At 35.5% G+C, this 24,944-nt stretch carries 22 protein-coding genes and 1 other annotated feature; of the genes, 3 read left to right on the forward strand and 19 right to left on the reverse strand.

Annotation, left to right across the window (positions count from 1 at the left end; translation table 11 throughout):
* Positions 1–28: 28 nt before the first annotated feature.
* Positions 29–853 carry a pur operon repressor gene (gene purR, locus BKP56_RS00705; protein WP_072693276.1) on the reverse strand — a complete coding sequence of 275 codons (825 nt, stop codon included), beginning with the start codon at positions 851–853 and terminating at the stop codon, positions 29–31.
* Positions 854–1,105: 252 nt separating this feature from the next.
* Positions 1,106–4,537, reverse strand: a complete 3,432-nt coding sequence (locus tag BKP56_RS00710) for a pyruvate carboxylase (RefSeq protein WP_072693277.1) — start codon at positions 4,535–4,537, stop codon at positions 1,106–1,108.
* A gap of 206 nt (positions 4,538–4,743) precedes the next feature.
* On the opposite strand from BKP56_RS00710, the gene BKP56_RS00715 reads away from it, so the two are divergent.
* Positions 4,744–5,106 carry a DUF2512 family protein gene (locus tag BKP56_RS00715; RefSeq protein ID WP_072693278.1) on the forward strand — a complete coding sequence of 121 codons (363 nt, stop codon included), beginning with the start codon at positions 4,744–4,746 and terminating at the stop codon, positions 5,104–5,106.
* A 116-nt stretch (positions 5,107–5,222) separates the two neighbouring features.
* Here BKP56_RS00715 and BKP56_RS00720 read toward each other — a convergent pair whose 3' ends face one another.
* From BKP56_RS00720 to BKP56_RS00755, 9 genes are all read right to left on the reverse strand, one after another.
* Positions 5,223–6,302, reverse strand: coding sequence for a GGDEF domain-containing protein (locus BKP56_RS00720; protein ID WP_072693279.1), 1,080 nt, complete (start codon positions 6,300–6,302; stop codon positions 5,223–5,225).
* Between the two features lie 188 nt (positions 6,303–6,490).
* Positions 6,491–6,640: a 50S ribosomal protein L33 gene (rpmG, locus tag BKP56_RS00725; protein ID WP_072693280.1), complete on the reverse strand. Its 150-nt coding sequence runs from the start codon at positions 6,638–6,640 to the stop codon at positions 6,491–6,493.
* Between the two features lie 11 nt (positions 6,641–6,651).
* Entirely contained in the window at positions 6,652–6,777 is a 126-nt protein-coding gene (locus tag BKP56_RS13825) for a putative metal homeostasis protein (protein WP_177206404.1), read from the reverse strand.
* Between the two features lie 119 nt (positions 6,778–6,896).
* A complete protein-coding gene (rpsN, locus tag BKP56_RS00730; RefSeq protein ID WP_072693281.1) occupies positions 6,897–7,166 on the reverse strand; it encodes a 30S ribosomal protein S14 in 270 nt (89 codons plus the stop codon).
* Between the two features lie 207 nt (positions 7,167–7,373).
* Positions 7,374–8,189, reverse strand: a complete 816-nt coding sequence (locus tag BKP56_RS00735; RefSeq protein ID WP_072693282.1) for a metal ABC transporter permease — start codon at positions 8,187–8,189, stop codon at positions 7,374–7,376.
* Positions 8,126–8,842 carry a metal ABC transporter ATP-binding protein gene (locus BKP56_RS00740; RefSeq protein ID WP_072693283.1) on the reverse strand — a complete coding sequence of 239 codons (717 nt, stop codon included), beginning with the start codon at positions 8,840–8,842 and terminating at the stop codon, positions 8,126–8,128. Before BKP56_RS00740 ends, BKP56_RS00735 begins: the two co-directional genes overlap by 64 nt.
* A 153-nt stretch (positions 8,843–8,995) precedes the next feature.
* The gene (locus BKP56_RS00745) at positions 8,996–10,579 is read right to left on the reverse strand and encodes a metal ABC transporter solute-binding protein, Zn/Mn family (RefSeq protein ID WP_072693284.1); all 1,584 of its coding nucleotides are present in this window, start codon (positions 10,577–10,579) and stop codon (positions 8,996–8,998) included.
* A gap of 719 nt (positions 10,580–11,298) precedes the next feature.
* Positions 11,299–12,150: a 4-(cytidine 5'-diphospho)-2-C-methyl-D-erythritol kinase gene (gene ispE, locus BKP56_RS00750; RefSeq protein ID WP_072693285.1), complete on the reverse strand. Its 852-nt coding sequence runs from the start codon at positions 12,148–12,150 to the stop codon at positions 11,299–11,301.
* Between the two features lie 297 nt (positions 12,151–12,447).
* Positions 12,448–13,188: a sulfite exporter TauE/SafE family protein gene (locus BKP56_RS00755; RefSeq protein WP_072693286.1), complete on the reverse strand. Its 741-nt coding sequence runs from the start codon at positions 13,186–13,188 to the stop codon at positions 12,448–12,450.
* Between the two features lie 195 nt (positions 13,189–13,383).
* Between BKP56_RS00755 and BKP56_RS00760 the strand changes: the two genes are divergently transcribed.
* Positions 13,384–13,779, forward strand: a complete 396-nt coding sequence (locus BKP56_RS00760; RefSeq protein ID WP_072693287.1) for a VOC family protein — start codon at positions 13,384–13,386, stop codon at positions 13,777–13,779.
* Positions 13,780–13,917: 138 nt separating this feature from the next.
* Here the strand turns inward: BKP56_RS00760 and BKP56_RS00765 are convergent, their stop codons facing one another.
* The 8 genes from BKP56_RS00765 to BKP56_RS00800 form a co-directional block, all read right to left on the reverse strand.
* Positions 13,918–14,163, reverse strand: a complete 246-nt coding sequence (locus tag BKP56_RS00765) for a Veg family protein (RefSeq protein ID WP_072693288.1) — start codon at positions 14,161–14,163, stop codon at positions 13,918–13,920.
* A 556-nt stretch (positions 14,164–14,719) separates the two neighbouring features.
* A complete protein-coding gene (rsmA, locus tag BKP56_RS00770) occupies positions 14,720–15,622 on the reverse strand; it encodes a 16S rRNA (adenine(1518)-N(6)/adenine(1519)-N(6))-dimethyltransferase RsmA (RefSeq protein ID WP_072693289.1) in 903 nt (300 codons plus the stop codon).
* On the reverse strand, positions 15,619–16,179 hold the full coding sequence (gene rnmV / locus BKP56_RS00775; RefSeq protein ID WP_072693290.1) for a ribonuclease M5: 561 nt from the start codon (positions 16,177–16,179) through the stop codon (positions 15,619–15,621). The genes rsmA and rnmV overlap by 4 nt, the downstream gene beginning before the upstream one ends.
* Before the next feature lie 16 nt (positions 16,180–16,195).
* Complete coding sequence (locus BKP56_RS00780; RefSeq protein WP_072693291.1) at positions 16,196–16,963, reverse strand: TatD family hydrolase; 768 nt, start codon at positions 16,961–16,963, stop codon at positions 16,196–16,198.
* A gap of 123 nt (positions 16,964–17,086) precedes the next feature.
* Positions 17,087–19,126 (reverse strand): methionine--tRNA ligase, encoded by a 2,040-nt coding sequence (gene metG, locus BKP56_RS00785; RefSeq protein ID WP_072693292.1) that lies wholly within the window; start codon positions 19,124–19,126, stop codon positions 17,087–17,089.
* Positions 19,127–19,396: 270 nt separating this feature from the next.
* A complete protein-coding gene (locus BKP56_RS00790) occupies positions 19,397–19,837 on the reverse strand; it encodes an NUDIX domain-containing protein (protein ID WP_072693293.1) in 441 nt (146 codons plus the stop codon).
* Between the two features lie 95 nt (positions 19,838–19,932).
* Positions 19,933–20,760, reverse strand: a complete 828-nt coding sequence (locus BKP56_RS00795; protein ID WP_072693294.1) for a Cof-type HAD-IIB family hydrolase — start codon at positions 20,758–20,760, stop codon at positions 19,933–19,935.
* 189 nt (positions 20,761–20,949) lie between these two features.
* Positions 20,950–23,361 carry a glycoside hydrolase family 31 protein gene (locus BKP56_RS00800; RefSeq protein WP_072693295.1) on the reverse strand — a complete coding sequence of 804 codons (2,412 nt, stop codon included), beginning with the start codon at positions 23,359–23,361 and terminating at the stop codon, positions 20,950–20,952.
* Between the two features lie 211 nt (positions 23,362–23,572).
* Positions 23,573–23,776, forward strand: a binding site (T-box leader).
* A 141-nt stretch (positions 23,777–23,917) separates the two neighbouring features.
* On the opposite strand from BKP56_RS00800, the gene BKP56_RS00805 reads away from it, so the two are divergent.
* On the forward strand, positions 23,918–24,916 hold the full coding sequence (locus tag BKP56_RS00805; RefSeq protein WP_072693296.1) for an IS30 family transposase: 999 nt from the start codon (positions 23,918–23,920) through the stop codon (positions 24,914–24,916).
* Positions 24,917–24,944 lie beyond the last annotated feature (28 nt).

The following is a 24,944-nucleotide window of genomic DNA, read 5'->3' on the forward strand; positions in this document are numbered from 1 at the left end:
CAGCTCCTTTTTTATATTCTGTTATTCACTATAAATAGGCAATAAAATTACCGGGAACAACTTGAATTGTTCTGCTTTCAACATCCACACTATCTACCTTTAACAAAGCTGTATAATTATCGATTGAACGGACACCTTGATAAATATTCTCGGCAATTACAGTAGCACCAACGAGTTCTGCATCAAATTCTTCAATGAGACTCTTCATACCGTTGACTGTACCTCCTCCTTTTAAGAAATCGTCAACAATCAAGACTCTTGAACCGCGTTTCAAACTACGTCGAGACAACTCCATCTTTTCAACTCTTTGAGACGAAGAACCTGATACATAATTGATGCTTACGGTTGAACCTTCAGTTACCTTAGAATCGCGACGAACAATCACAAATGGTACATTAAGATAGGTTGCTACTGCTTGTGCAATTGGCACACCTTTTGTTGCGACAGTCATAACTGCATCGATTTCCTTATCCATATAAAAAGAAGCAATCACTCGTCCGATTTTTCTCAACCAATCCGGTTGGCCCAGCATATCGGATAAATAAACATAACCTCCTGGAAGAAGTCGTTCAGAGTGATTCAATTCATCACATAACTCTTGAATAATTCCTTCTATGTCTTCTTTTTTCATCTTAGGGATATATCTGGCGCCTCCAGCTGCCCCAGGTACCGTTTCAATAATTCCGATCCCTCGTTCACTGAAGGTCTTTTTTACAATCGTAAGATCTTCACTTATGCTAGACTTTGCAGACTCATAGCGTTTAGAGAAAAACGTAAGCGATACCAATGTATGCGGATGTTCAAGTAAATAATGCGTAATGTCGATCAGTCTTTCACTTCTTTTTATTTTCAATTACAGACACCTCATTTAGTTAACGTACATTCTTTTTCCTTATTATCCATTCTACATCTTATTAGATTAAAAACATAGCAATTTCTATATTTTTTTCTAAATTGTTCGGAATTTTTAATAAAAAAGTGAATCTTGCATTTGGATTTTCCATAAATATACGCATAGTCTATTTCAACCTACTCGACTTTTATTGTAAAAGTATGGCATTTCCTTACAAGATTCACTATATTGAGTTTTAAATTTTAAAGTTGCTTATTTAGCCTCGATTTCAATTAATAAATCACTTGTTTCAATCTGATCTCCTTCAGTAACATATAAGTGTTCTACACTTCCTGAAATTCCTGAACGAATAGTCGTCTCCATTTTCATAGATTCTGTAATTACTATTGGGTCACCTTTTTCGACTTTGTCTCCACGTTTAACAAGAATCTGCAATACAGCTCCTGGCATTGTCGCTCCAATGTGACCTCTATTAGAAGGCTCAGCCTTTTTCCGGACTGCTTTTGTATTTGTGATACTCTTATCTTTAATCTCTATTTGTCGTCCTTGGCCGTTCAATTCAAAATATAGGACTCTATTTCCTTCTGAATCCGGGTCTCCTATCTGATTAAGCTTGATAATAAGTGTTTTTCCTTTTTCAATACGAATCTCGATCTGCTCTCCAGTTCGCATACCATAAAAGAATGAAGGTGTATCAAATTTCGTTATATCTCCATAGGTGTTCTGGAAATAAATGTAGTCATTGAATACTTGCGGATACATGGCATAGCTAAGGACTTCTTCGATACTCGGCTCACGATCAAGCTGTTCTTTCAGCTCATGAGTAAGTGCATCGAAGTCCAAAGGTTCTCTATAATCTCCCGGCCGTCCTTCAATCGGTTTTTCATCTCCCAAAATAATCTTCTGGAGACGTTTTGGAAAGCCACCTTCGGGTCTTCCTAAATCCCCTCTAAAGAAACTAATAACAGATTTCGGGAAATTCAGGCTTTCCCCTTTCTCAAATACGTCTTGTTCCGTCAAATTATTTTGAAGCATAAACAATGCCATATCTCCAACTACTTTTGAAGAAGGTGTTACTTTAACAATGTCTCCGAACATATTGTTCACGACAGCATACATTTCTTTCAGCTCATCCCATCTATCTTCTAGACCGACCCCTTTAGCCTGTTGCTTCAAATTTGTATATTGCCCTCCGGGCATCTGATGCTTGTAAACTTCAGTTGATGCAGCTGGCATACTTTCTTCGAAAACAGAATAGAACTTGCGAACATCTTCAAAATAGCGATTAATATACTCAACATTTGTAATGTTAATATCCGGTTCGCGATCAGTGTTTTCCAATGCATAGTATAAACTGCCCATACTTGGCTGACTTGTTTTCCCGCTCAAAGCACTTTGTGCTACATCAACAATATCAACACCAGCTCGAATCGCCGCACCGTACGTATAAACACCATTTCCGCTTGTATCATGCATATGAAGGTGTATTGGTACATCAACTGCTGATTTCAATTCACTGATCAATCGATAAGCTGCATGTGGTTTCAACAATCCGGCCATATCTTTTATTGCAATAATATGCGCACCGACTTGTTCTAGTTCAGTAGCCATGCGTTTATAATAATCCATTGTATATTTTGTCTGCGCTGGATCGTTTAGATCTCCTGTATAACAAATCGTTGCTTCTGCAATTTTGTTACTGTCTCTAACATATTGGATACTTTTTTCCATTTGAGGAATCCAGTTTAAACTATCAAATATACGGAATACATCAATTCCGTTTTTGGCAGCAACTTGAATGAATGTCTCCAAGACATTATCTGGGTAATTTTCATATCCTACACCATTTGATCCTCTAAAAAGCATCTGGAATAATGTATTCGGCATTTTCTTTCTCAGTTTTCTTAATCGTTCCCAAGGATCTTCATTCAAGAAACGGTAAGCAACATCAAAAGTTGCACCTCCCCACATCTCTACTGAGAATAATTCGGGTATTCCCTGCTCCATTTGTTTTGCAACTGCAAGCATATCTTTAGTTCTCATTCTTGTAGCCAGAAGGCTTTGATGCGCATCTCTGAAAGTCGTATCTGTCAGTAATACCGCATCTGTTTCTTGCACCCATTTTGCAACTGCCTCTGGACCTTGCTGATCTAAAATCTGTTTTGGTCTAACTAGTTCTTGTTTAGGTAAAATCAGTTTGTCAGGCATTCTCGGATTTTCAAATCGAGGTTTTTCGATTTTGCCGATTCCCGGAAATCCATTGACGGTTACATTTCCAATGTATTGTAACGTTTTATTCCCTCTATCTTGACCCTTAGGAAACTCATATAGTTCAGGAGTCTCGTCAATAAATGTAGTAGAAGCTGCTCCACTAATGAAATCAGGATGCTTAACAACATTCGCCAAAAATGGAATATTTGTTTTTACGCCTCTAATGCGAAATTCTTTCAGCACTCGGCCCATCTTTTGGATTGCTCCAGGAAAGTTTACTGCGTGAACAGAAGCTTTTACAAGCAATGAATCAAAAAACGGTGTAACAACTGTTCCCTGAAATCCATTTCCGGCATCTAATCTGACACCAAACCCACCAGGTGATCGATAAGTATTGATTTTTCCAGTATCTGGATAAAACTGATTCAATGGATCTTCAGTTGTGATTCTACATTGAATTGCCGCACCAATCAGATGAATATCTTTTTGTAACGGAATGCCTACTTCTTTATGCAAATCTTTTCCTTGAGCAATCAGAATTTGTGACTGAACAATGTCTATTCCTGTGATCATTTCTGAGATAGTATGTTCAACTTGAACTCTGGGGTTTACTTCTATAAAGTAAAATTGATCATTTTCAAGTAAAAACTCTACCGTCCCGGCGTTTACGTATTCTACGTGCTTCATCAATTTAACAGCTGTCTGACATAGCTTCTCTCTAACTTCCGAAGACAAAGTTACACAAGGTGCCACTTCTACAACTTTCTGATGACGTCTTTGAACAGAGCAGTCTCTTTCATATAAATGCACTAGATTTCCATGAGCATCTCCTAAAATCTGTACTTCAATATGTTTTGGATTTTGAATATATCGCTCTACATAAATATCTCCTCGTCCAAAAGCTGCAATGGCCTCACTTTGTGCACGTTTGAATCCCTCTATAGCTTCTGCTTCATTATAAGCGACTCGCATTCCTCTTCCACCACCACCAAGTGCGGCTTTCATAATAATTGGATAACCGTGCTGATTGGCAAAGTCTAGGACTTCATTAATAGAATGGATGGCATCCTTTGTACCAGGTATCGTTGGAATACCTGCTTCAAGAGCAACTTGTTTAGCTTTTAATTTATCTCCAAATACATCTAATTGAGTTGTTGTTGGTCCAATAAAAGTGATATTTTCCTCTTCACATCTTTTAGCAAAATCAAGATTTTCAGATAAAAATCCATATCCTGGATGGATTGCATCTGCTCCAGAATCTTTTGCAATATGAATCAGGCCTTCTATATCTAGATAGGCATCGATTGGCTTTTTCCCTTTTCCGACTAAATATGCCTCATCTGCTTTAAACCGATGAACACTTTTTTCGTCTTCTTGAGCATAGACACCTACTGTGCTTATTCCAAGTTCAGTCAGCGCCCGAAAAATTCGAATAGCGATTTCTCCTCTATTTGCTACAAGTACCTTTTTCAATGCTTTCACCTCTAACTTATATTTCTTCTATGAATATTTCATCACTTTACCATTTTACCAGAGTTTAAATCAATAAGTTTAAAAATCTCTATATTTTATTTCTATCTAGAATTAATTTGTTATTATATGGAAATAACAAGTTCTATCAATTTTTTAATCATTTAGTTACATATATGATAAAACCATCTTAAAAAAGGAGTGAAAAAATGAAACATGTCAAAGCAGTGATAATAAAGTTGATTGCAATTATTTTAATTGCTTGGATTATTCTTTCATTAATATGGAATATTCCACTTATGGATGCTGTAATTGGAGGCGCCATTGTCTCAGTAATGATTTATGTTATCGGAGACTTGTTGGTATTAAGAAAAATCGGCAACATAGTAGCTACAGTTGTTGATATGGGTGGTGCACTTGCGATTCTATGGAGTTATCTGTATCTTTCTTTAGGAGAAAGCTACTTCTTGGAAAGCCTAGCAGCTTCAGCAGGTATTGCTGTTTTTGAATGGTTCTTTCATTCATGGTTACTAAAAAAACGTATTGTTCCAGATGAACGTTCGATGAAATAATCTACAGTTAAATCAAAAGGCTGCATATATTAGAAAGTCACATTGACTTCCTAAATAATGCAGTCTTTTTTAGTAAATATTGCTATTTTTCAAAAAATTTAAACAAAAATCATTTTTTACAAAGAAATTTGGTTTCTTCCGTTTTCTTTTGCACGGTAAAGTGCATTATCCGCAGCTTCTACCATATTTTCAATTAAACCGGTTGTCTCAGGAAAACTTGTAATCCCAATAGAGATAGTGACTAATAATTTTGTATTTCCGTCTATTTTAAACTGATGTCTTTTTACCCTGCTTCTAATTCTTTCTGCTATCTCAATTGCTTGAGATTTTGAATAGGTTGGTAGAATAATCGCAAATTCTTCTCCACCTTTTCTAAAAACCGAACCTTTTTTTGTAATAGCTTCTTCCATTATCCTAGATACTTCCATCAAAACAAAATCTCCATTCCCATGACCATACGTATCATTGATTCGCTTAAAATGATCAATATCTAACATCAATAAGGATAAGAATTTATTCTTCTTTTCAGCTAGCTCTTTAGAATATTTCCAAATACTATCAAAATTTCTAACATTTCGTAATCCTGTCAGAAAATCAACTGTAGATTCATTTTCATATTTTCTAAATAAATATTCAGATCTTCTAAGATAATTCACTAAAAATATAGAAGTAAATCCTCCTATTGATGAAACAGTCCAATAAATAACCGTTAACGGAATAAGAATACTGATATCGCTGAGAACATAATTTAAAAAGATCGTTACAATAACATTTGAATAGATAACCATGTACATTCCTTTTAAAAGAATGTTATCTTCATTTCTAAATATTTTTTCTATAATCAAATAACCTGCTAACAAAGTTGTAATCATCAATATAGCCGCATAAGAAGACTTGTTCACCCCAAAAAGAAAGCGACTAATTATAATCAATACAGCACTTATTACTGCGGGAACCTTTCCTACAAAAAGTAACATAAGTAAAATGGGTATATAGCGCATATCGGCTAAGGTCTCACTTGTAACACGAATGGAGAATTGCATCAAGAATAGGCCCAAGATGCCTCCACAAAATCCATCTATTAAATGAGAAATCCAAGGATAACTACTTTTTTCTCGATTTCCCCATCTGATTTTCATGTAAACAAATACAAGTGTAGTAACGATACAAATATTAACAAATAAATCTTCAAACATAAATTTCTCCTTAAATATTTCCGATATTATGTGAAAAGTCTACTTTTCATTAAATCAATTGCTATTTTATCTAATCCCATTAAAAATATAATTATAAACATATCGTAACATTTTTTACCTTACAATAACAAAAAAAGCTCTGAATCCTTCATTCTAGGACTTCAGAGCTTACTTATAGGTTCATCTAACTATTTAACTTCTCTAAACAATGATTTACGACGTAATTTTTGAGAATACTTTTTCAATTCAAGTCTCTCAGGATTATTTCTCTTGTTTTTAGTTGAAATGTAAAGTCTTTCACCTGTTTCAACAGATTCTAACGTAATATTTACTCGCATGAATCATCCTCCTATTTTTTCAGACCTTTTCTTAATCTTTTCACTTCTTTGATTACTTTTAGTCCCCGTCTAGCTGTTATTTTATTAGGGCTTTTCATCATTCTACGTGCAGTTGCAAGGTCTTTTTTTTCGGCCATATCAACCATTCCCTTTCTTCATTTAATCAGTTATTAATCTATAATGCAAGGTTTAAGTGCATTAGAATAATTTTACTATATAAAACTTTTTTACTTTATATAGTAAATCACATTGCTATTTACCAGCTTGCTTTTTTGACACCAGGGATTTTACCTTCATGTGCTAGTTTTCTAAAATTAATTCTAGACAAACCAAATTTACGCATATAGGCATGTGGTCGTCCATCTAACTTATCCCGGTTTTGAATTCTTGTAGGGGAAGCATCTTTAGGTAACTGAGCTAAACCTTCATAATCGCCTTTTTCTTTTAACTCTTTTCTGATTGCTGCATACTTTTCCACTGTTCTTACTTGTTTTTTATGTTTTTCGATTTTACTTTTCTTTGCCAATATATATCCTCCTATACACTTTAAATCGTAATGGTTACGATTTAAATAATACACTCTTTTCCTATTTCTGTCAAGTCTTTTGAAGATCATTTTATACTACGTTAATATGAGCAGAAACAGATAACTTTATTAGGACATTATAAAAAATCAGTACATCTAATAAATGTACTGATTTATCTTTATTTGGATAAATAATTTAACTATTTCTCATTTTATTTTTTTCACTTTCAACTTTTCAACTATTAAAGTCACTATAAAAACACCAATAAAAATAATCGTTATTGTCGCTCCGGGAGGTGTACCGTACTGATAAGAAGATATAAGTCCTGTGGTCATTCCAAATACGGCAATCATGATTCCAATCAGTATGACCCCAGTAAAGCTCTTACTTAATCGCATTGAAATAGCAGCAGGCAATATTAAAATAGCCGACACCAGTAAAGCTCCCACGATTGGCATAATCACTGCTATCGTTATACCTGTCAGTACATTAAATAATATGGACATCAATTTAACAGGTAGTCCGGCAGTATAAGCTGTGTCTTCATCGAACGTTAATATATACATTGGTTTACGGAAAATTATATATAATAATCCAATGATAATCGTCAATACAAGCAACATCCACACTTGCTCTTGACTAATTGTAACGATGGATCCAAATAGGAACTGATCTACAGTTAGTGTTGCGCCTCCACCATTTAATCCCATCAGTACCAGCGCTACAGCCATTCCGCCAGACATCAGAATAGCAATCGAAATCTCTGAATAAGAGCGATAGATTAATCTTAGATATTCAAGTAAAATGGCTACCCCAACGACTACTATAATATTCGTAACAGTCGGATTAACTCCTATCAGCATCCCTAATGCCACACCAGCAAGAGAAACATGTGATAATGTATCTGCCATCAAAGATTGTCTACGCAGGATCAGGAATAGCCCAAGTACAGGAGCAATCAGTGAGATGAAGAGTGATGCTTGGAAGGCTCTTTGCATAAATCCATAGAAAAACATCTCCACGGTGAATTCTCCTTTCTGATCAATTCAATATGTTTGTCCACATACTGTTTCAGTTCGTCATGATCATGTGTAACCATCAATATACCTTTACCATGAACTTCACTATTATGTTTCAGTAGTTTATAAAATTCTTCTCGTGACTCTACATCCATTCCGGTTGTAGGTTCATCTAGGACAAACAAGTCAGGATCGGTAGCAAATACTCGTGCAAGTGAAATCCGCTGTTTCTGTCCGCCGGATAATTCTCCGATTTTTTTATTTCTCATATCCCACATTCCAACAGATTCTAATGAACGACGAACGTGTTCTTTATCTTCATTATCTAATTTTTTAAACCATTTCCCTCTAGGATAACGTCCCGACTGTACAAGTTCTAATACAGTACTTGGGAATCCGGCATTAAACGATGATACTTGTTGAGGTACATATCCAATTACTAGCTTTTTACCTCGTCTATTTTTTTTTGAAAGTATTACATTTCCTTTAGTTGGTTTTAATAACCCTAAGATATTTCTAAGTAGTGTCGTTTTCGCAGCTCCATTTTCTCCTGTAAGCATAACAAATTCACCAGAATTCACTTCAAAAGAAATGTTTTCCAGCACTGGTTCATTCTCATAATAAAAAGCAAGGTCATTTACTTTTATATATTGCATTATTGCACCCTCTCTTTAAACCCTTACGTTCTCTTTCGGTATTCTACTGGATTATTGTAACGATTGCAACTTGTATTCTAAACGGAACAAAAGGACAGACCTTTTTATCTACATAAGCATAAAAAGTTGTCCTCTAAATTCCTTATCTAATTTTTAGTTAATACTTAATTTTAGTGCTTCAATATTTTGTTCCATTGCTTCAATATAACCTAAATTTTCTGACTGCAATTCTTCAGACAAACTTTCCAGATCATGGAGCACAGCTGTTTCAGTTCCGGTTTCTGCGGCAATTGTTTGTGCAATAGAAGAGTCAGCTCCTTGTTGATAGTAAATAACAGGCACATTATTTTCTTCTACTAAAGCACCAATTTCTGCAATCCTAGAAGGACTAGGTTCTACTTCAGTTGATAATCCACCCACAGCAATCTGCTCCAGATTATAGCGTTCAGCAATATATCCAAATGCTTGATGTTGAACGACAAATGTTCGATTTTCTGCATCTGCGAACGCATCTTGAAATTCTTGATCAAGTTCTTGTAGTCTCTTATTGAAATTCGCTGCATTTTCTGTATAGACTTCTTCACCTTCTGGATCTACTTCAATCAAGGCATCACGAATCGCATCAACTTGTTCTTGAACCAATACTGGATCTAACCAGCTATGTGTATCTTCGTTTTCATGATTTTCTACAATAATCTCTACCGGATCAGTATTGACAACTTCTTCACCTTCAGCATCTAGCCCTACCCCTTGCACTTCAAAACTTTCTTCATCTGCTGACGAGCTGAATTGTTCAGTTATTTGATCAGGTACAACTTCCCACTCTGAATTCTCATCTTTTCGAACTGACCATTTCCATTCACTAACCTCTTCTTCAGTTTCGGCAACAATTGTTACTTCGTCTCCTGAGTGATAATGACCTGCTAATCCTGCAATAACTACATCTCCTGATTGAACAACCTCATTTGCTTCTCCTTCTTGATTGGTTGAGGTCTCTTCGCTTTCATGATCATCTTCTTCATGAGTATCTCCATCTTCATGGTTTTCTATCTCTATAGTGACTGGATCTGATTCAGCAAAGACTTCATGATCATCTCCATATAACACTGCTTTTATTTCAAGACTTTCTTCAGGAGCCTCATAAGCTAACTTTGGACTAAGTTCTTCAGCAATTGCTTCCCATTTTGCATCTTCAGCTGTTCTTGTGTACCAATGCCAGTGATCTAAAGAGTCATTGCCTTCCATTTCAGCTGTCAATTCAACCGTGTCTCCAGTATGGTAATGAGCAGCAAGACCTTCAATAGAAATTACTCCAACTTCAGTTTCTTCTTCATGGTCGTCTTCAGAATGAGCCGTTTGATTCACACCCTCAGCTGCACTTACAATTTTCAAATCATCATTTTCAATTGTATCAAATAGGCTTTCAGCCCAGAATTCCATTTCCGGACTACTATATACAAATAAATCGGCTTCATTAACAGCGGCAACATCTTGTGCGCTTGGTTCATAATGATGCGGATCATCTCCACCTCCGACCATCAATGTAACATTTGCTCGATCTCCAGCGACTTGACTGGCAAATTCGTACATAGGATAAAATGAAGCTATAACCGATACTTCTGCATCTTCATTTGTTGCTTCCATTGTTTCTTCTTCAGTTTCTTCAGTCGAACAGGCAGCAAGAGTTGTTCCGATCATTAAAGTAAGTAAGGCCGAACCTAACCATCTATGTTTCATTTTTCATTCTCCTTTTAATACTAGATAGTAATTTATCAAGATATATACTATGACTTCAAAATGTCACGAAAGTAACTTTTTTCTTCTATTTATACTAATAATTACGTATACAAATTCTTCAAAATCGTATTCGTTACGATTCAAACAATAGCATGCTTCCCTTTAGAAAGTCAACAAAAATTTAGTAATTCACCTTAACGTGCTGATTAATATTTTCCGATTATTTCTATCTCCATATTTCTGAAGATGTATTTGAATTTTGACTCGCCACAAAAATAATAGTTTGATAAAATCCTATATATATTGCATTTTATTCATTTCGTACTATCCACCTTTCTCTATTTATCAAATCGTAATCATTACGATTTGATAACTTTACAGGTAAATCAGATTGCTGTCAACCTTTTCTTAGAAAAATAAAACGAGAGTATACATTTCTCTCAAAGTATACTCTCGTTTATTAATATGCTAGATAAGAATAGAAACGAGTCTTCTTGTTATACCCTTTCATAAGAACATCCTTTTTAGTTGGCTGCAAGATAAAATCCTTAACTTTACCCACTATTTAAAGGCTCGTCAAAGTTAATGGCAAGTTTATTAGTCTATCTAAACTTACTCTCTACTTGAATTAAGTACGATGAATCACTTCTACGTTAGGTTCTATATCTCCATTATAAATTATAAATACTGATGTCCGGATAAGCAGATAGTACATCTGTTTATTTTAACGTTCTGACTAAATAGACTTCTTTACAGAATCCTTTTAAGCCATTAACTATTCTCAGTGCTTTTGAATATTGCTGTGTCAGTCCATACACTGTAGGTCCGGTTCCACTCATAACTGCTATATCTGCTCCAAATTTCTTCATTTTCTCTTTGATCATTTTAATGTCAGGCTGCTGTCTGATCGATATATCTTCCAAAGCATTCCCAGCATGCTGAACCATACCGTCGTAATCATTCAAATTGATTGCTTCAATCATTTTGTGATAATCATATTGAGGAATTTCTTTCAAATCTAATTCTCCAAATACTGTCCAGCTTGAAATCCCTTTAGGTGGTTTGACTAAGATAACCCAGCACTGAGGGACTTCTTTTATTAAATTGATTACTTCGCCTCTGCCAGTAGCATAGGCTGTTTTATTATAAATACAGAATGGAACGTCAGACCCTAACTCTTCTCCTATAACGGCTAATTCTTCTAAATTCAAATTCAGTTCCCATAACCGATTCAATCCTCTCAATGTAGCAGCGGCATCACTGCTGCCTCCTCCTAGCCCAGCTGCTATAGGAATCTGTTTGTCGATTACAATATTCACACCTGATTGAACATCAAACTTTTCTTTCAATATCCGGGCTGCCTGATAGACAATATTCTTCTTGTTCAAAGGCATGAAAGCTGTATTAGAGGATAAAGTAATCTTCGAATCATTACGCTCTGTAAAAGTAAGATGGTCTGCCAGATCTATGGACGTCATGACCATTCTCATTTCATGAAATCCATCTGCTCGTTTATCTATTACATTCAAAGTCAAATTGATTTTGGCCGGCGCTTTTTCTACAATATCCACTGCTATCCTCCTTTTCTTGAATATTCTCTTAGTTTACTTACTATACAGTTTATCGAAAGCTAGGTTAATTTAAAAAGATGACGCTTACTATTTTAAATCTATTTGTTTCGAATTTTATGTATTTGAATGTACTACCCGTACCATTCAGCATATTATTCTTGTATGGAAACCATTTAATATTTTCACGTATCAGTGGTTTATTGCAATGGACTACTTTTTTTATATGTAGTCCATGAACTTGTTTTGAGTTATCTTTTATACGCAAATAACACCTTCACTTTAAATATTTTATTAATCTTAAACTAGTAATATCATGCCCAATACGATCACAACAACAAAAACATAACGTCCAAATTTATAACTTGGTATCCGTCCATGAATAAAGTTCCCTAATAATATAGCAACTCCAATAACAGGTAAAGATAAAACATATAAAAGAAATAATTCTTTAGACCAAAACCCTCCCATAAACTGGCCTACAATAATCAGTGAACTAGAAACTAAAAAATGTGCCTGCAGGGTCTCTCTGAATACTTCTGGTTTCCAGTCACGCATTGTGCCATAAATAACGACAGGTACACCATTCATATTATAAGCACTTCCGAATATCCCGGCAACAAATCCAAAAGGAAGCGACCAGATAGATTTGTTTAGTGATAAATCTGGCAACGACTGAAATAACCGAGGTTTAACCAACGAATAAATACCGTAGATAACTAGAAAGATCCCTAATCTATATGTAATGACTTTATTAGGGGCAAACCTGACTAATAACAAACCACAAGGTATCCCCAATAACGTAGCAATAGAAAGCCTCCCCAAAACAGGCCGATCAACATTTTGCCAACCTGATAGAATGGTTAATACTGCAACCGTAAATCCCACTAATCCAATAAGTGAAATGGAGGTAGATAAATCAATCGGTAACAACGCTAATAAAGGCATACTGATAATAGAGTCTCCAAAACCAAATACTGCCCTCATTAAGGATCCCAGAAAAACAATGCCTATTACTAATAAGATAAGCGTAATACTCATTATTAATACTCCTTTTTGGTAAATATCTTTTACCCTTTTTTCATTGATTCTAACTAGTCTCGTAACTTTTTATATTATCAGACATATACTGTTTTACAAAGGAAAAATTTGTTTATAGTTTCCTTCTTTTTTGGGTTTATAAACGTATTTCATTTCTGATAAACTTATTAAAATATTCGTTTAGGAGTGAACTGAATGTCAAAGGGATTGTTACATCATATTGAATTATATGTATCAGATTTAAGTCGTACAGTGGAGTTCTGGGGTTGGTTACTGGAGGAGTTAGGCTATACGCCCTTTCAAAAATGGGAAAGTGGTCAAAGCTGGAAACTAGATGCGACTTATATCGTTTTTGTTCAGACTGAGGATCGGTTCTTGGATATTCCTTACCATAGATGTCGAGTAGGATTGAACCACCTGGCTTTTTATGCAACATCACGTCAGCACATCGACATTCTGACGGATCAGCTTAAAGAACGTAATACAAAAATCTTATATACAAATACACATCCTTATGCAGGCGGAGATTCTCATTATGCCGTTTACTTTGAAGATCCAGACCGAATTAAAGTTGAATTAGTTGCTCCATAATTTTAAAAAGAAACCTGTCCAGCACTATATATAGTGCTGGACAGGTTTCTTTTATTTTATATTTTAACTTAGACATGTAAAATCAAGCGTTTATTATCGGCTTTTTTCATAGGCTAAGTACATGATTAAATTAAGTGGTTAAATTTCGTTTCCTAAAAATTCTAATTCTACGGTTTGTGTTAAGACGTCGGCATAACTATATGAAACACGTTCAAAAGCATTTTCTTCTTTATTCAATTCCACAATGAACACAGCTGGGAAAGTATCAGTCAGTATCCCTTTGCGTTCAGTCGTTTTCTTCCGTCCGGCTTGAGCTGTCAATTTGATTTGTTTCCCTAACTGACCGTCAAGATTTTGCTTAATACTTGCTATAGTAATTGGCATAATCTATTCACCTCACAAAGTTATAAATATAGTATAACATAAAAAACCGAAAATTAAAAGTTTATTTGAAATAAAAGATTGGTTTCAAATAATTTTCTAAAAAATGGTTATATTCTAATAATTTCATATGTTTATAATATTCACTCTTGCTAAGGATGTATCTCCCGATATTCTTTCAGTAAAATATTAACATGGTCATATCGATTATTCTTTCAGCTTTCAGATTATATCCACCTCAACATTATTCAAACACTTACTTAACAAGGAATTTACATAAATTTATACTAGCTAAAAATATTCATATATCCTTCAATTTAATTCAAGTTAAAATATTCATTTTAATAATTTTTATCTTACTTTAAATAATTAGATAATTCAGCTTAACATTTCTATTCCAACAACTATTCAGCTTACTAGTTTAAATATCTTTTTATTTTCTATTTAGCTAAACCCGAACTATCTTTTGATTTTTTTATGAATTTATATTTTTTTGCAAAAAAAGAAAACTTCCTTTTTATAAGAAAGTCTTCATTTTGGATAGTATATAAAAATGTTTTTATTTTTTCAGTTCAATTTGAAGTTTCTGTTCAACTAAAGCATCTGAAAGACGACCAAACTCTTTCAATGACAACGTTTCGCCTCGTCTTGTTGGATCAATTCCAGCAATATCCAGCGATTTTTTTAGTTTTTCTTTGATTTCCGGTTCTTTTCCATAAGCAGACTGCAAATTATTCCATAAAGTTTTCCGTCTTTGTACAAACGCTGATCTAGCAACTTGGAAGAAAGCAGCTTCATCTTTAACCATGACTTCTGGTATTTCTTTACGAGATAATCGTATCACAGCAGATTCAACGTTTGGTTGTGGAGTGAAAACTGTTTTAGGAACAATAAAGGCTACTTCAGCATCCATATAATATTGAACCGCTATTGATAGCGATCCATAAGCTTTGGTGCTAGGACTTGCTGATAATCGGTTTGCTACTTCTTTTTGCATCATCAATACCATGCTGTCAATTGGAAGTGATGATTCTAAGAATTCTAAAATAATCGGAGTTGTTACGTAATATGGCAAGTTAGCAATAACGACAACCCGTTCTGCTTCTTTTAGATATTCTTCTTCGAAAACTTTCAAGTCAACTTTCAAGATGTCTTGGTGAATGACCTTTACATTATTGTAAGGTGACAGCGTATCTTCTAAAACAGGAAGCAGTCGGTCATCAATTTCAAAAGCAATGACTTCTTTTGCCTTTTTGGCAATTTGTTCCGTTAAAGCTCCAATTCCCGGCCCGACTTCGATTACTGTTGTTTCTTTATCGATTGATCCAGTAGCTACAATTTTTTCTAATATATTCGTATCCACTATAAAATTTTGTCCTAAGCTTTTCTTAGCAGCCAGATGATATTTATCTAATATAGCTTTTGTTCTAGCTGGTGTTGCGATATCTTTATGCTCACTCATTTTGCTTCCTCCTTTCTGATCTTCTCTAAAGCTTTCTCAACTTTCCCCTGTGTGATTCCAAACATATTCAATCTTTTTTCTAATTGTTTTCCATTGGTATAACCAATTCTCAGTTCATTTCCTAATTTAATTCGCAGCTCTTTGGAATGAGGTCTTCCCATCAATCCTTCGTTCAATAAGAATAATCGATTGATCGTTGGTTCAGATTCTGGTCGTTCACTATATAACCCTTCAAGTGCTTTTTGTATTGTTTCAATAGAAGCATGTTCTATCCCTAGACTACCCTTTTTAGTCGGTTTTGCTTCTTCGCGATTTAAAAAAGCATGCTTTACCCCTGGTATTCTCCTTGAGATTGTTTTACGAATCATTTCCCCGGATACATCCGGATCTGTAAAAACGATCACTCCACGTTTCTTTTGGGCATGTTCAATTTTAGCTAATGTCTCTTCATTGATCGCTGATCCATTGGTTTCGATTGTATCCGCATCAACAGCTAATCTAATTCGTTTCGTATCGTCTCTACCTTCAACGACGATAATTTCTTTGATTTTTTTCAAAATCTAGAGCTCCTATCTAAATTAATCTGAAAAGCTTTTCAGCATTTATAGTAGTCTGATCTCCAACTTCATCAATAGAAATTTCTCTTAAGCGGGCAATTTCTTCTGCTACAAAACGTACATAGCTCGGTTCATTCCTCTTACCACGATAAGGCATTGGAGACAGGTATGGCGCATCTGTTTCGATCAATAATTTGTCAAAAGGTACTGCTTTAGCTATTTCTTTAACTTCAGGCGCATTCTTAAATGTCACGACGCCACTTAATGAAATATGCATACCAAGATTTAAAAATTTTTCCATCCAATAGGTATCCACATTAAAGCTATGCATGATTCCACCGATTTTTTCGATCTTTTCTTCTTTCAAGATTTTATACGTATCTTCTGTTGCATCACGGTTATGGATACTAACCGGAAGATTCAATTGTTTGGCTACTCTGATCTGACGTCTGAATGCTTCATGTTGAATCTCTTTAGGAACATTTTCCCAATAATAATCGAGTCCCATTTCTCCCATTGCGACAACTTTAGGTAATTGCAGCTTTTGGATCAGCATCTCTTCTACCTCATCTGTATACGTATCAGAATCCGTTGGATGCCAGCCGATAATAGAATAAACATCTTCATAATCACGACTTAATTCTAATGATTTTTCTATAGTAGGGGCATCAAATCCTACTATCGCCATTTTGTTTACATTATGCAGTTTTGCTTCTGCTATCAATTCTGCTTCTTCACCTTTGAACTTATCTACATTTAAATGAGTATGTGTATCAAAAAACATTTATTGATCTTCTCCTTTATATTTTGTTATCTTCATACTACCAGATGCCTCACTTAGATGCACTTTTAAAAGCAAATGAAAGAGCTAGGGTTTAGCCTAGCTCTTTGTCTGATTCATAAAAATTTAAGCAACGATGGATCCATTAGGCATATGTGCCGGTGCTTCGACAATAGTCAGATTTCCGTCTTCATCCTCTGCAGACAAGATCATACCCTGGCTGATTTCTCCACGCATTTTCCGTGGTTTCAGATTCGCAACAATCACGACTTTTTTGCCAATCAGTTGCTCAAAATCCGGATAGTATTCAGCAATTCCTGATAAGATCTGACGATGTCCACCTTCGTCATTTGCATCTAAACGAAACTTCAGTAGCTTATCTGCATTTTCAACTTTTTCACAACTAATGATTTCAGCAACTTTCAACTCTACCTTATCAAAGGCATCGTATTTGATTTCTTTTTCTTTGACTGATGATAGTTGTATTTCTTCTGGGTTCCAGTTTTCTTCTTCAGGTTTCGTTTCTACACTCGAAGCATTTCCGGACATTGCTTCTTGAATCGCTGCGATTTCCTCTTCTTTATCTAATCTAGGGAAAATCGGTTCGCCCTTTTTCGTGACTTTAGTATCCGCTGGAAACTGTCCGAATGCTACTGTATCCCATCCTGAATTTTCTTTATCTATACCTAATTGTTCAAACATTTTCGCCGGTGTTTCTACTAGTACTGGTTGTAATAGAATCGCTGCAACTCTTAAACTCTCAGCTAAATGTACCATAACACTGCTTAATTCTTTCTGACCTTTTTCTTCCTTAGCTAATACCCAAGGTTTTGTTTCATCTATATATTTATTTGTACGTGAGATCAATGTCCAGACTGAAGCTAAAGCAGAACTGAACTGCATTGTGTTCATATGCTGGTTATATTCTGAGATACTTTGAGTAGCTGTCTGACGAAGAATCTCATCAAACTCCGTGACGTCACCATTATACGCCGGCACTTGTCCATCGAAATATTTATTGATCATCGCAACTGTACGGTTCAATAAATTCCCTAAATCATTTGCTAAATCATAATTCATTCGATTGACAAACTCTTCGGGTGTAAAAATTCCGTCACTGCCAAATGTTACTTCTCGCATTAAATAATATCTCAATGCATCTAGTCCGTAACGTTCTACCAAAAATTCGGGATAAACAACATTTCCTTTTGATTTGGACATTTTCCCATCTTTCATCAATAACCAGCCATGCGCGAAAATTTGTTTCGGCAACGGGAGATCCAGCGCCATCAGCATGATTGGCCAATAGATCGTATGAAAACGAACGATTTCTTTTCCAACCATTTGTACATCTGCCGGCCAGAATTTTTTGAATTGTTCAGATTGATTCTCAAAACCTCCTAGATCAGGGTCATAACCCAATGCAGTAATATAATTGGTCAGTGCATCGATCCATACGTAGATAACGTGTTTCGGATTTGATTTGATCTGAATTCCCCAATCAAATGTAGTACGAGAGACAGCTAAATCTTCCAATCCTGGTTTAATAAAGTTATTGATCATTTCATTTTTTCTTGATTCAGGAAGAATGAATGTCGGGTGGTTTTCATAATAATCAAGTAATCGGTCTGTATACTTGCTCATCTTGAAGAAATAAGACTCTTCTTTTACCCATTCAACTTCATGACCGCTTGGTGCGATTCCGCCGGTTACGTTGCCTTCTTCGTCTCGGTAAACTTCTTCCAATTGCGTTTCAGTAAAGAATTCTTCATCGGAAACAGAATACCAGCCTGCATAGTCTCCCAGATAAATATCACCTTGCGCTAATAATTTCTCAAAGATCTTTGCAACAACTTCTTTATGATAAGAATCAGTGGTACGAATAAACTGATCATTGGTGATTGCAAGTGTCTTCCATAGCTCTTGTATTCCTTCTGCCATGCCATCTACATATTCCTGAGGTGTCTGGCCAAGTTCTTGAGCTTTTGTTTCGATTTTCTGTCCATGTTCATCTGTTCCTGTTAGATAAAAAGTATCAAATCCTTGTAATCTCTTATAGCGAGCCACTACATCACAAGCAATGGTCGTATAGGCATTTCCTATATGCAACTTACCACTTGGATAATAGATTGGTGTAGTAATATAAAATGAATTTTGTTCAGACAATTCCGTGTCCTCCTAGATAATTAGATTCTATAACTCATAAATTTTTATTTATTGAAGTACTGCTTCAGCAGCATGATGAATCTTCCTAAATAAGTATTCCCTGTTCGATATACCTAAATAGTATAGCATACAAAAACAGCAGAATGAAGGTACGAAAAATACCTTCATCCTGAAAAGATATTTTAGTATCTATCTTAATTTAATGAACGTAACTCCATTGGTGATAAATGCTAAACTCTTTTTTGCGAGATGACTTATGACTAAATGCATTTAAGTACTTTCAACATTTGTATAATGTTCTATGTTCTTCGTATCATAGATTAGCTTGCTTAACACTTCTGGTTTAAGTTTATGTATCTGCTTCTTTTCTATCCAAGTAATTAATTCACTGTTTTCTTCTGTCCCACTATAGCTTTCTCTAATTCCAATTTCTCCTTTAAAAATGAAGAGTAATTCATGGATTTTATCATCTCTTTCATAGAAGTTTTCAATGACAGCATATAATTCTGGATTTAATAATTTTTCTCCCGTTTCTTCTAGTATTTCTCTTTTAACCGCTTCTAGTGTAGTCTCACCAAATTTTATTCTTCCCCCAGGCAATGACATATTCCCATCGGGAAATGTAGTGACTAATATTTTATTTGCATCTGTTATCCAAGCAGCTACTCTTAAATTCAATTTCCCTTCTTGTGTTCGCACCGTTAAATCCATTGACATACTCCTCTGCTTTTTAGAAAACTATATTTTAATTATTTAGTCAAAAATAACTGTCCTCATTACCAAGGACAGTTACTAAATCATTTCTTTCAAGGAATCAAGTTCAACTTCTTCAAACCCTTTTCGATTCCATCTTCTGAAACATCTTCTGTAATCATGTCGGCTACTTTTTTCAGTTCATCCCAACCATTTCCCATTGAGACACCTGTTCCAACATATTGAATCATTTCTAAATCATTCAGACTATCTCCAAAAGCATAAGTGTTTTCCAATTCAACACCAAGCTCTTTAACCATTTTTTCTATACCTGTAGCTTTAGTAACACCCGAACTGATTACATCCACTGTATAATCATTCGATCGCGCAAAATGCAGCTCTTTAAAGTTCTCTCTATAAACACTTTCTTCTCGCTCTCTAACTTCAAGGATTACTTGACAAATATCTTTTCCTTTATAATCTTCGGGTTTAGGTGGCTTACGAATCAACCGACTGAATAAAGACATTTGGATTTTATTTGGAACAATTTTCCCTATACTTTTGAGAACTTTCAACATTGAACTTCTTTGCACTAGAGAGATTATTGAATTACTGAAAATATCTTCTGTCCCACATAAAACAATCCCTTTTCTATCTTCTGCAGCCTGTTCCATCAATCTAACCAACAGATCCTCTGAAATAGGATTAGTATAAATCGGTTCGCCTTCAAGTACAATATATTGTCCATTCATTGCAATATAGCTGTCTATCTCTAATTCATTTCTAACTTCTTCCAGCAGTACAGTAGCACGCCCTGTAGCAATAACAGGTAAAATATCTTGTTTTTTAAGTTCTTTGATAGCTCTTTTAGCAGATTCTGGAATATAATTCTGTCTTGAGACCAGTGTTCCATCGATATCAAAAAACACAACTTTTTTCATAGATAAACTCACTTTCTATAAAAGGATTTTTACTACTATATCATCTTAGATCGCCAAACGTCTCATAATATGCTGAGAAATTTATAAAATATTCTTAAAAAATCATTGTATTCTCTTATCCTTAATCTTCATAAGAAACAAAAGGAACTAGATTTCACTCTAGCTCCTTATCATTTTGTGACTATCCTCTTAATCTACATCATCAGGATTTGCCCAGATCAGCTCGCTCAGTGCTTCAAGTAAATCGGGATCAATATCTAAAGCAAGCAAACCACTAATGACTCTTGCACTATTACGACTCTTACGAACAGTTGCATAAATTTTTTCTTTCAAGCTAGTCGATAGCTGTGCACGATCTAAGAATCTAAAGATTTCTCCATACATATCATTTTTCTTAGCTGATACACCTCTAAATCGTACAAAGTACCAGGAATCAATTTCTTGTTCAGGGATTTCTACAGTTGTAAATTTGCCTCTTTTGGTTAATTTGACATCTACTAATTTATCTTTTACATAGACTTCTGGTACATCATCATATGAAAATCCAACAAATGTCAAAGTGTACTGTCTTTTTTCCGGCAGGCATTCCCAGTCTCCTTCCGGTTCTTGAATCTGGAAGTAAGACCAGTCTGTATCTTCTTCATGCCATTTCAATGAAAATTTAGTCGTAGCATGTTCATCGTTTTTTCCCAGACCATCGTCCTCATACATTGTAAAGCTGCCATCAGCTCCAGCAAAAATACGTACATCCATTTTTTCAGGGTTATCTACGCTATTTCCAAAAGATTGATCCATAGGGACGATTCCACCTGCTTTCGCAAAAACCGGCATTGTCGAAATCGGGCGGTAGACATCTAGTACCCTGCCACCTTCATACATTCGCCCATTAAAGAAATCAATCCACATACCTTCTGGAAGCCATGTTTTGACTTGTGCAAGACGTAAATCTCCTCTAAGCGGCGTTGTAATAGGTGCAACTAGCAACTGTGTCCCAAAGAAATACTGATTTGGTGCTTCATATGCTTCATCTTCTCTAGGATGGTGATAATACATAGGACGAATCAACGGAAAGTTGTCTGTATGCGTTAGTACATTCATTGTATATAAATAAGGAATCAGCTTGTGCCGCAACTGCATGAACTGAGTCACGATTCTTTCGGCTTTCAGCCCATAACGCCAAGGTTCTTTACCACTGAATTCTCCGTCTTGACTATGCAGTCGATTAATCGGAGAAAAGACTCCGAATTGTACCCAACGTATGAATAATTCACTGTCTTTCACTCCACCAATATGACCACCGATATCATGACTCCACCAATTATACCCTACATTTGAGGCAGTTGATGTGAAATAAGGTTGAAAATTCAAAGCATCCCAAGTCGAAGCAGTATCCCCAGAAAATCCGATTGGATAGCGGTGTGACCCTAACCCCGCATACCTAGAAAAAATTAGTGATCTGTTTTCACCTCTACCTAAATCCAGATAATGATAATGGTTCAGCATCCACAATGGGTCCAGTCCTTCTACTTTGGTAACACTGCCTTGCTGCCAGTCAATCCACCAGAAATCTACTCCAATTTCCTCATGGGGATGATGTAAATATTCAAAGTAAGCATTCAAGAATTCAGGATCAGCAATATCAAAGTTAATCGGCTCTCCGTTTTCTGTATCAACATCTAATTCTTTTGCCATTGGTTCATACATTTCTTCAAAAGGCTGTACGCCATTTGCGGGGTGCAGATTCAATGTCGTTTTAAGACCTTGTTCATGCAACCATCCCAAAAATTCTTCTGGATCAGGAAACAATTCATTATTCCATGTATATCCTGTCCATCCAGAGCCGTATTCTGAAGGAACTTCCGTCACATGCCAATCCATATCTAGTACGGCTACTGAAAATGGTATTTGCTTCTCTCCAAATTTTCTGATCAGCTTTTTATAGCCATTTTCTGAATACGGATAATATCTGCTCCACCAGTTCCCTAAAGCGTATCTAGGTAATTTAGGTGTCTTACCTGTAAGGTGATGATAATCTCTTAATGTACCTAAATAGTCTCTACCATATCCCAGGAAATAAATATCAACGATATTGGATTCTCGTTTATCTACCCATCCATTATTCAGCAGCTTCATTGAATGGCTATCATCAATGATTGAAAAGCCGTTCTTACTCATCAACCCTTCTTCTAAATCAATTGCTCCATCTGAAAAATCCAGTGTGCGAGCCGTACCTTTCAGTGTATCGGGCTTATCCCCAAAATACCAAGTGCTATGATATAAACTATAATTCCCTAGCGCTTCAATATTTAAATTATTTTTCGTGAATCCTCCTAATTCTTTATGGAAGTTCAGATGAACATGGGTAGTAATGATTTCAATAAATTCATCTGTCTCTTTCAACTTATATTCAGGAGTCTCAAAATCTCGATTTAAAATCGTCTGTGTTGCAGAATCTTCAAACGTTGCATTCGGATCATATTCCACTCTGATCATTGCAGGTGTCAATACTGTAAAACGGTACTGTTTCCATATCACTTGAGACTCTTCTGGTGCTTTTGGTTTTACTTCTAGCCTAAATGTTTCTTGTCTTTTCGTTACCACTAACCGTCTTCCTTTCTGCAAATATCTATCATTATTTATTTTAGCATACCTAGAACTTGTAAAGAACTGCTTTGCCCGTATTAAAGTATGAATCTATTTTTTTATGAAGTAAGTCTTGATTTAACTACTTTTAATTATTTTAAAAGACTTTTTCTTATCGAAAGTTGACTAATGATTTTTAATAAATTATACTGAAATTCATATATAATGCAAATAAGCGATGAATGGGCATAGTAGTTTATCTGTCACTGTCTTAGAAAGCGAATGGCTGCTGGAAATTCGCACATACAGATCAAATGAAGTACACCTTGGAGCTTTCCTCTACAGGCGCTACCCAGCGTTATGGGAATAAGTGAAAATGGTCTGTTTCGTCCATTTTAATCAGGGTGGTACCACGGCGCTGTTCGTCCCGGTAAAAAGTTTATACTTTTTATGGGGGTTTTTTTATGTCTTGAATATACACTTTAAGTGCAACACCTAATCCTTAAAAAAGACCCCTAGCTAAATTCCAGTTAAAATAGGGTTGTCCAGAACACTATTTGAAAGGAAGATAGCTATGAGCCACTATAACCATCTTACAATATTTGAACGAGAAAAACTATTTTTAATGTTCAACCAAGGTCATTCTATTCGTACTATTGCCGCTGCCGTCGACCGAAGTCCGTCAACGATCTCTAGAGAACTGAAACGTAATTTTAAGAAGGGGACTTATTCTCCTATCATTGCTCAGACGTTATATTCTTACAGAAAGCAAAACTGTGGGCGAAAGTTGATTTTGTCTAATCCCAAGGTTTGGAAAATCGTTCGAAGGCTATTCGTAGAAGAACAATGGTCACCTGAAGAGATTGCCTATCGATTGAAAGACGAACAGGTAGGTATCCATATAAGTTACCCTACCATTTATCGCGGAATCTACAGGGGTCTATTTGAAACAGAACCACTCAGTAAAGGAAACCGCGGGCTGGTTCGTTCTCTCAGACACCGTGGAAAAACTAGACATACGAAACATCATATTGAGAGAAGAGGTAAAATACAGATCTCTAATACGATTCATGAGCGTCCAGCTACTGCTAATGATCGTTCTGAAATTGGTCATTGGGAGGCAGACACAGTGGCTGGTAAGACGGGTGGTGCTTGTTTAGTTACGCTTACCGACCGTAGATCAAGATACTTGATGAGTGGAAAAATCGAGAAAAAACGATCTGAACTAGTCAGAGATAAGATGATTCATTTATTCTCTTCTATTGAATCTAATCAAGTAAAATCAATTACTCCAGACCGTGGTAAGGCGTTCTCAAGACATTGGGAAATCACTAAAGCTCTTAATAACGTCCAATTCTACTTTCCTGACCCACATGCTCCCTGGCAACGAGGGACGAACGAAAACACTAACGGCTTATTAAGAGAGTATTTACCGAAAACAAAAGAGATGGATACGGTCACTGATCAGGTTGTAGATCAATATGTTCGTAAACTCAACTTACGCCCAAGGAAGTGTTTAAACTGGAAAACACCCTATGAAGTATTTTTCGGTGTAGCGTTGCACTTAATTTGACAATTCAAGGTTCAAATATTGATTTTTA

This window comes from Marinilactibacillus sp. 15R, assembly GCF_001895285.1.
GTDB classification, from domain to species: Bacteria; Bacillota; Bacilli; order Lactobacillales; family Carnobacteriaceae_A; genus Marinilactibacillus; species Marinilactibacillus piezotolerans.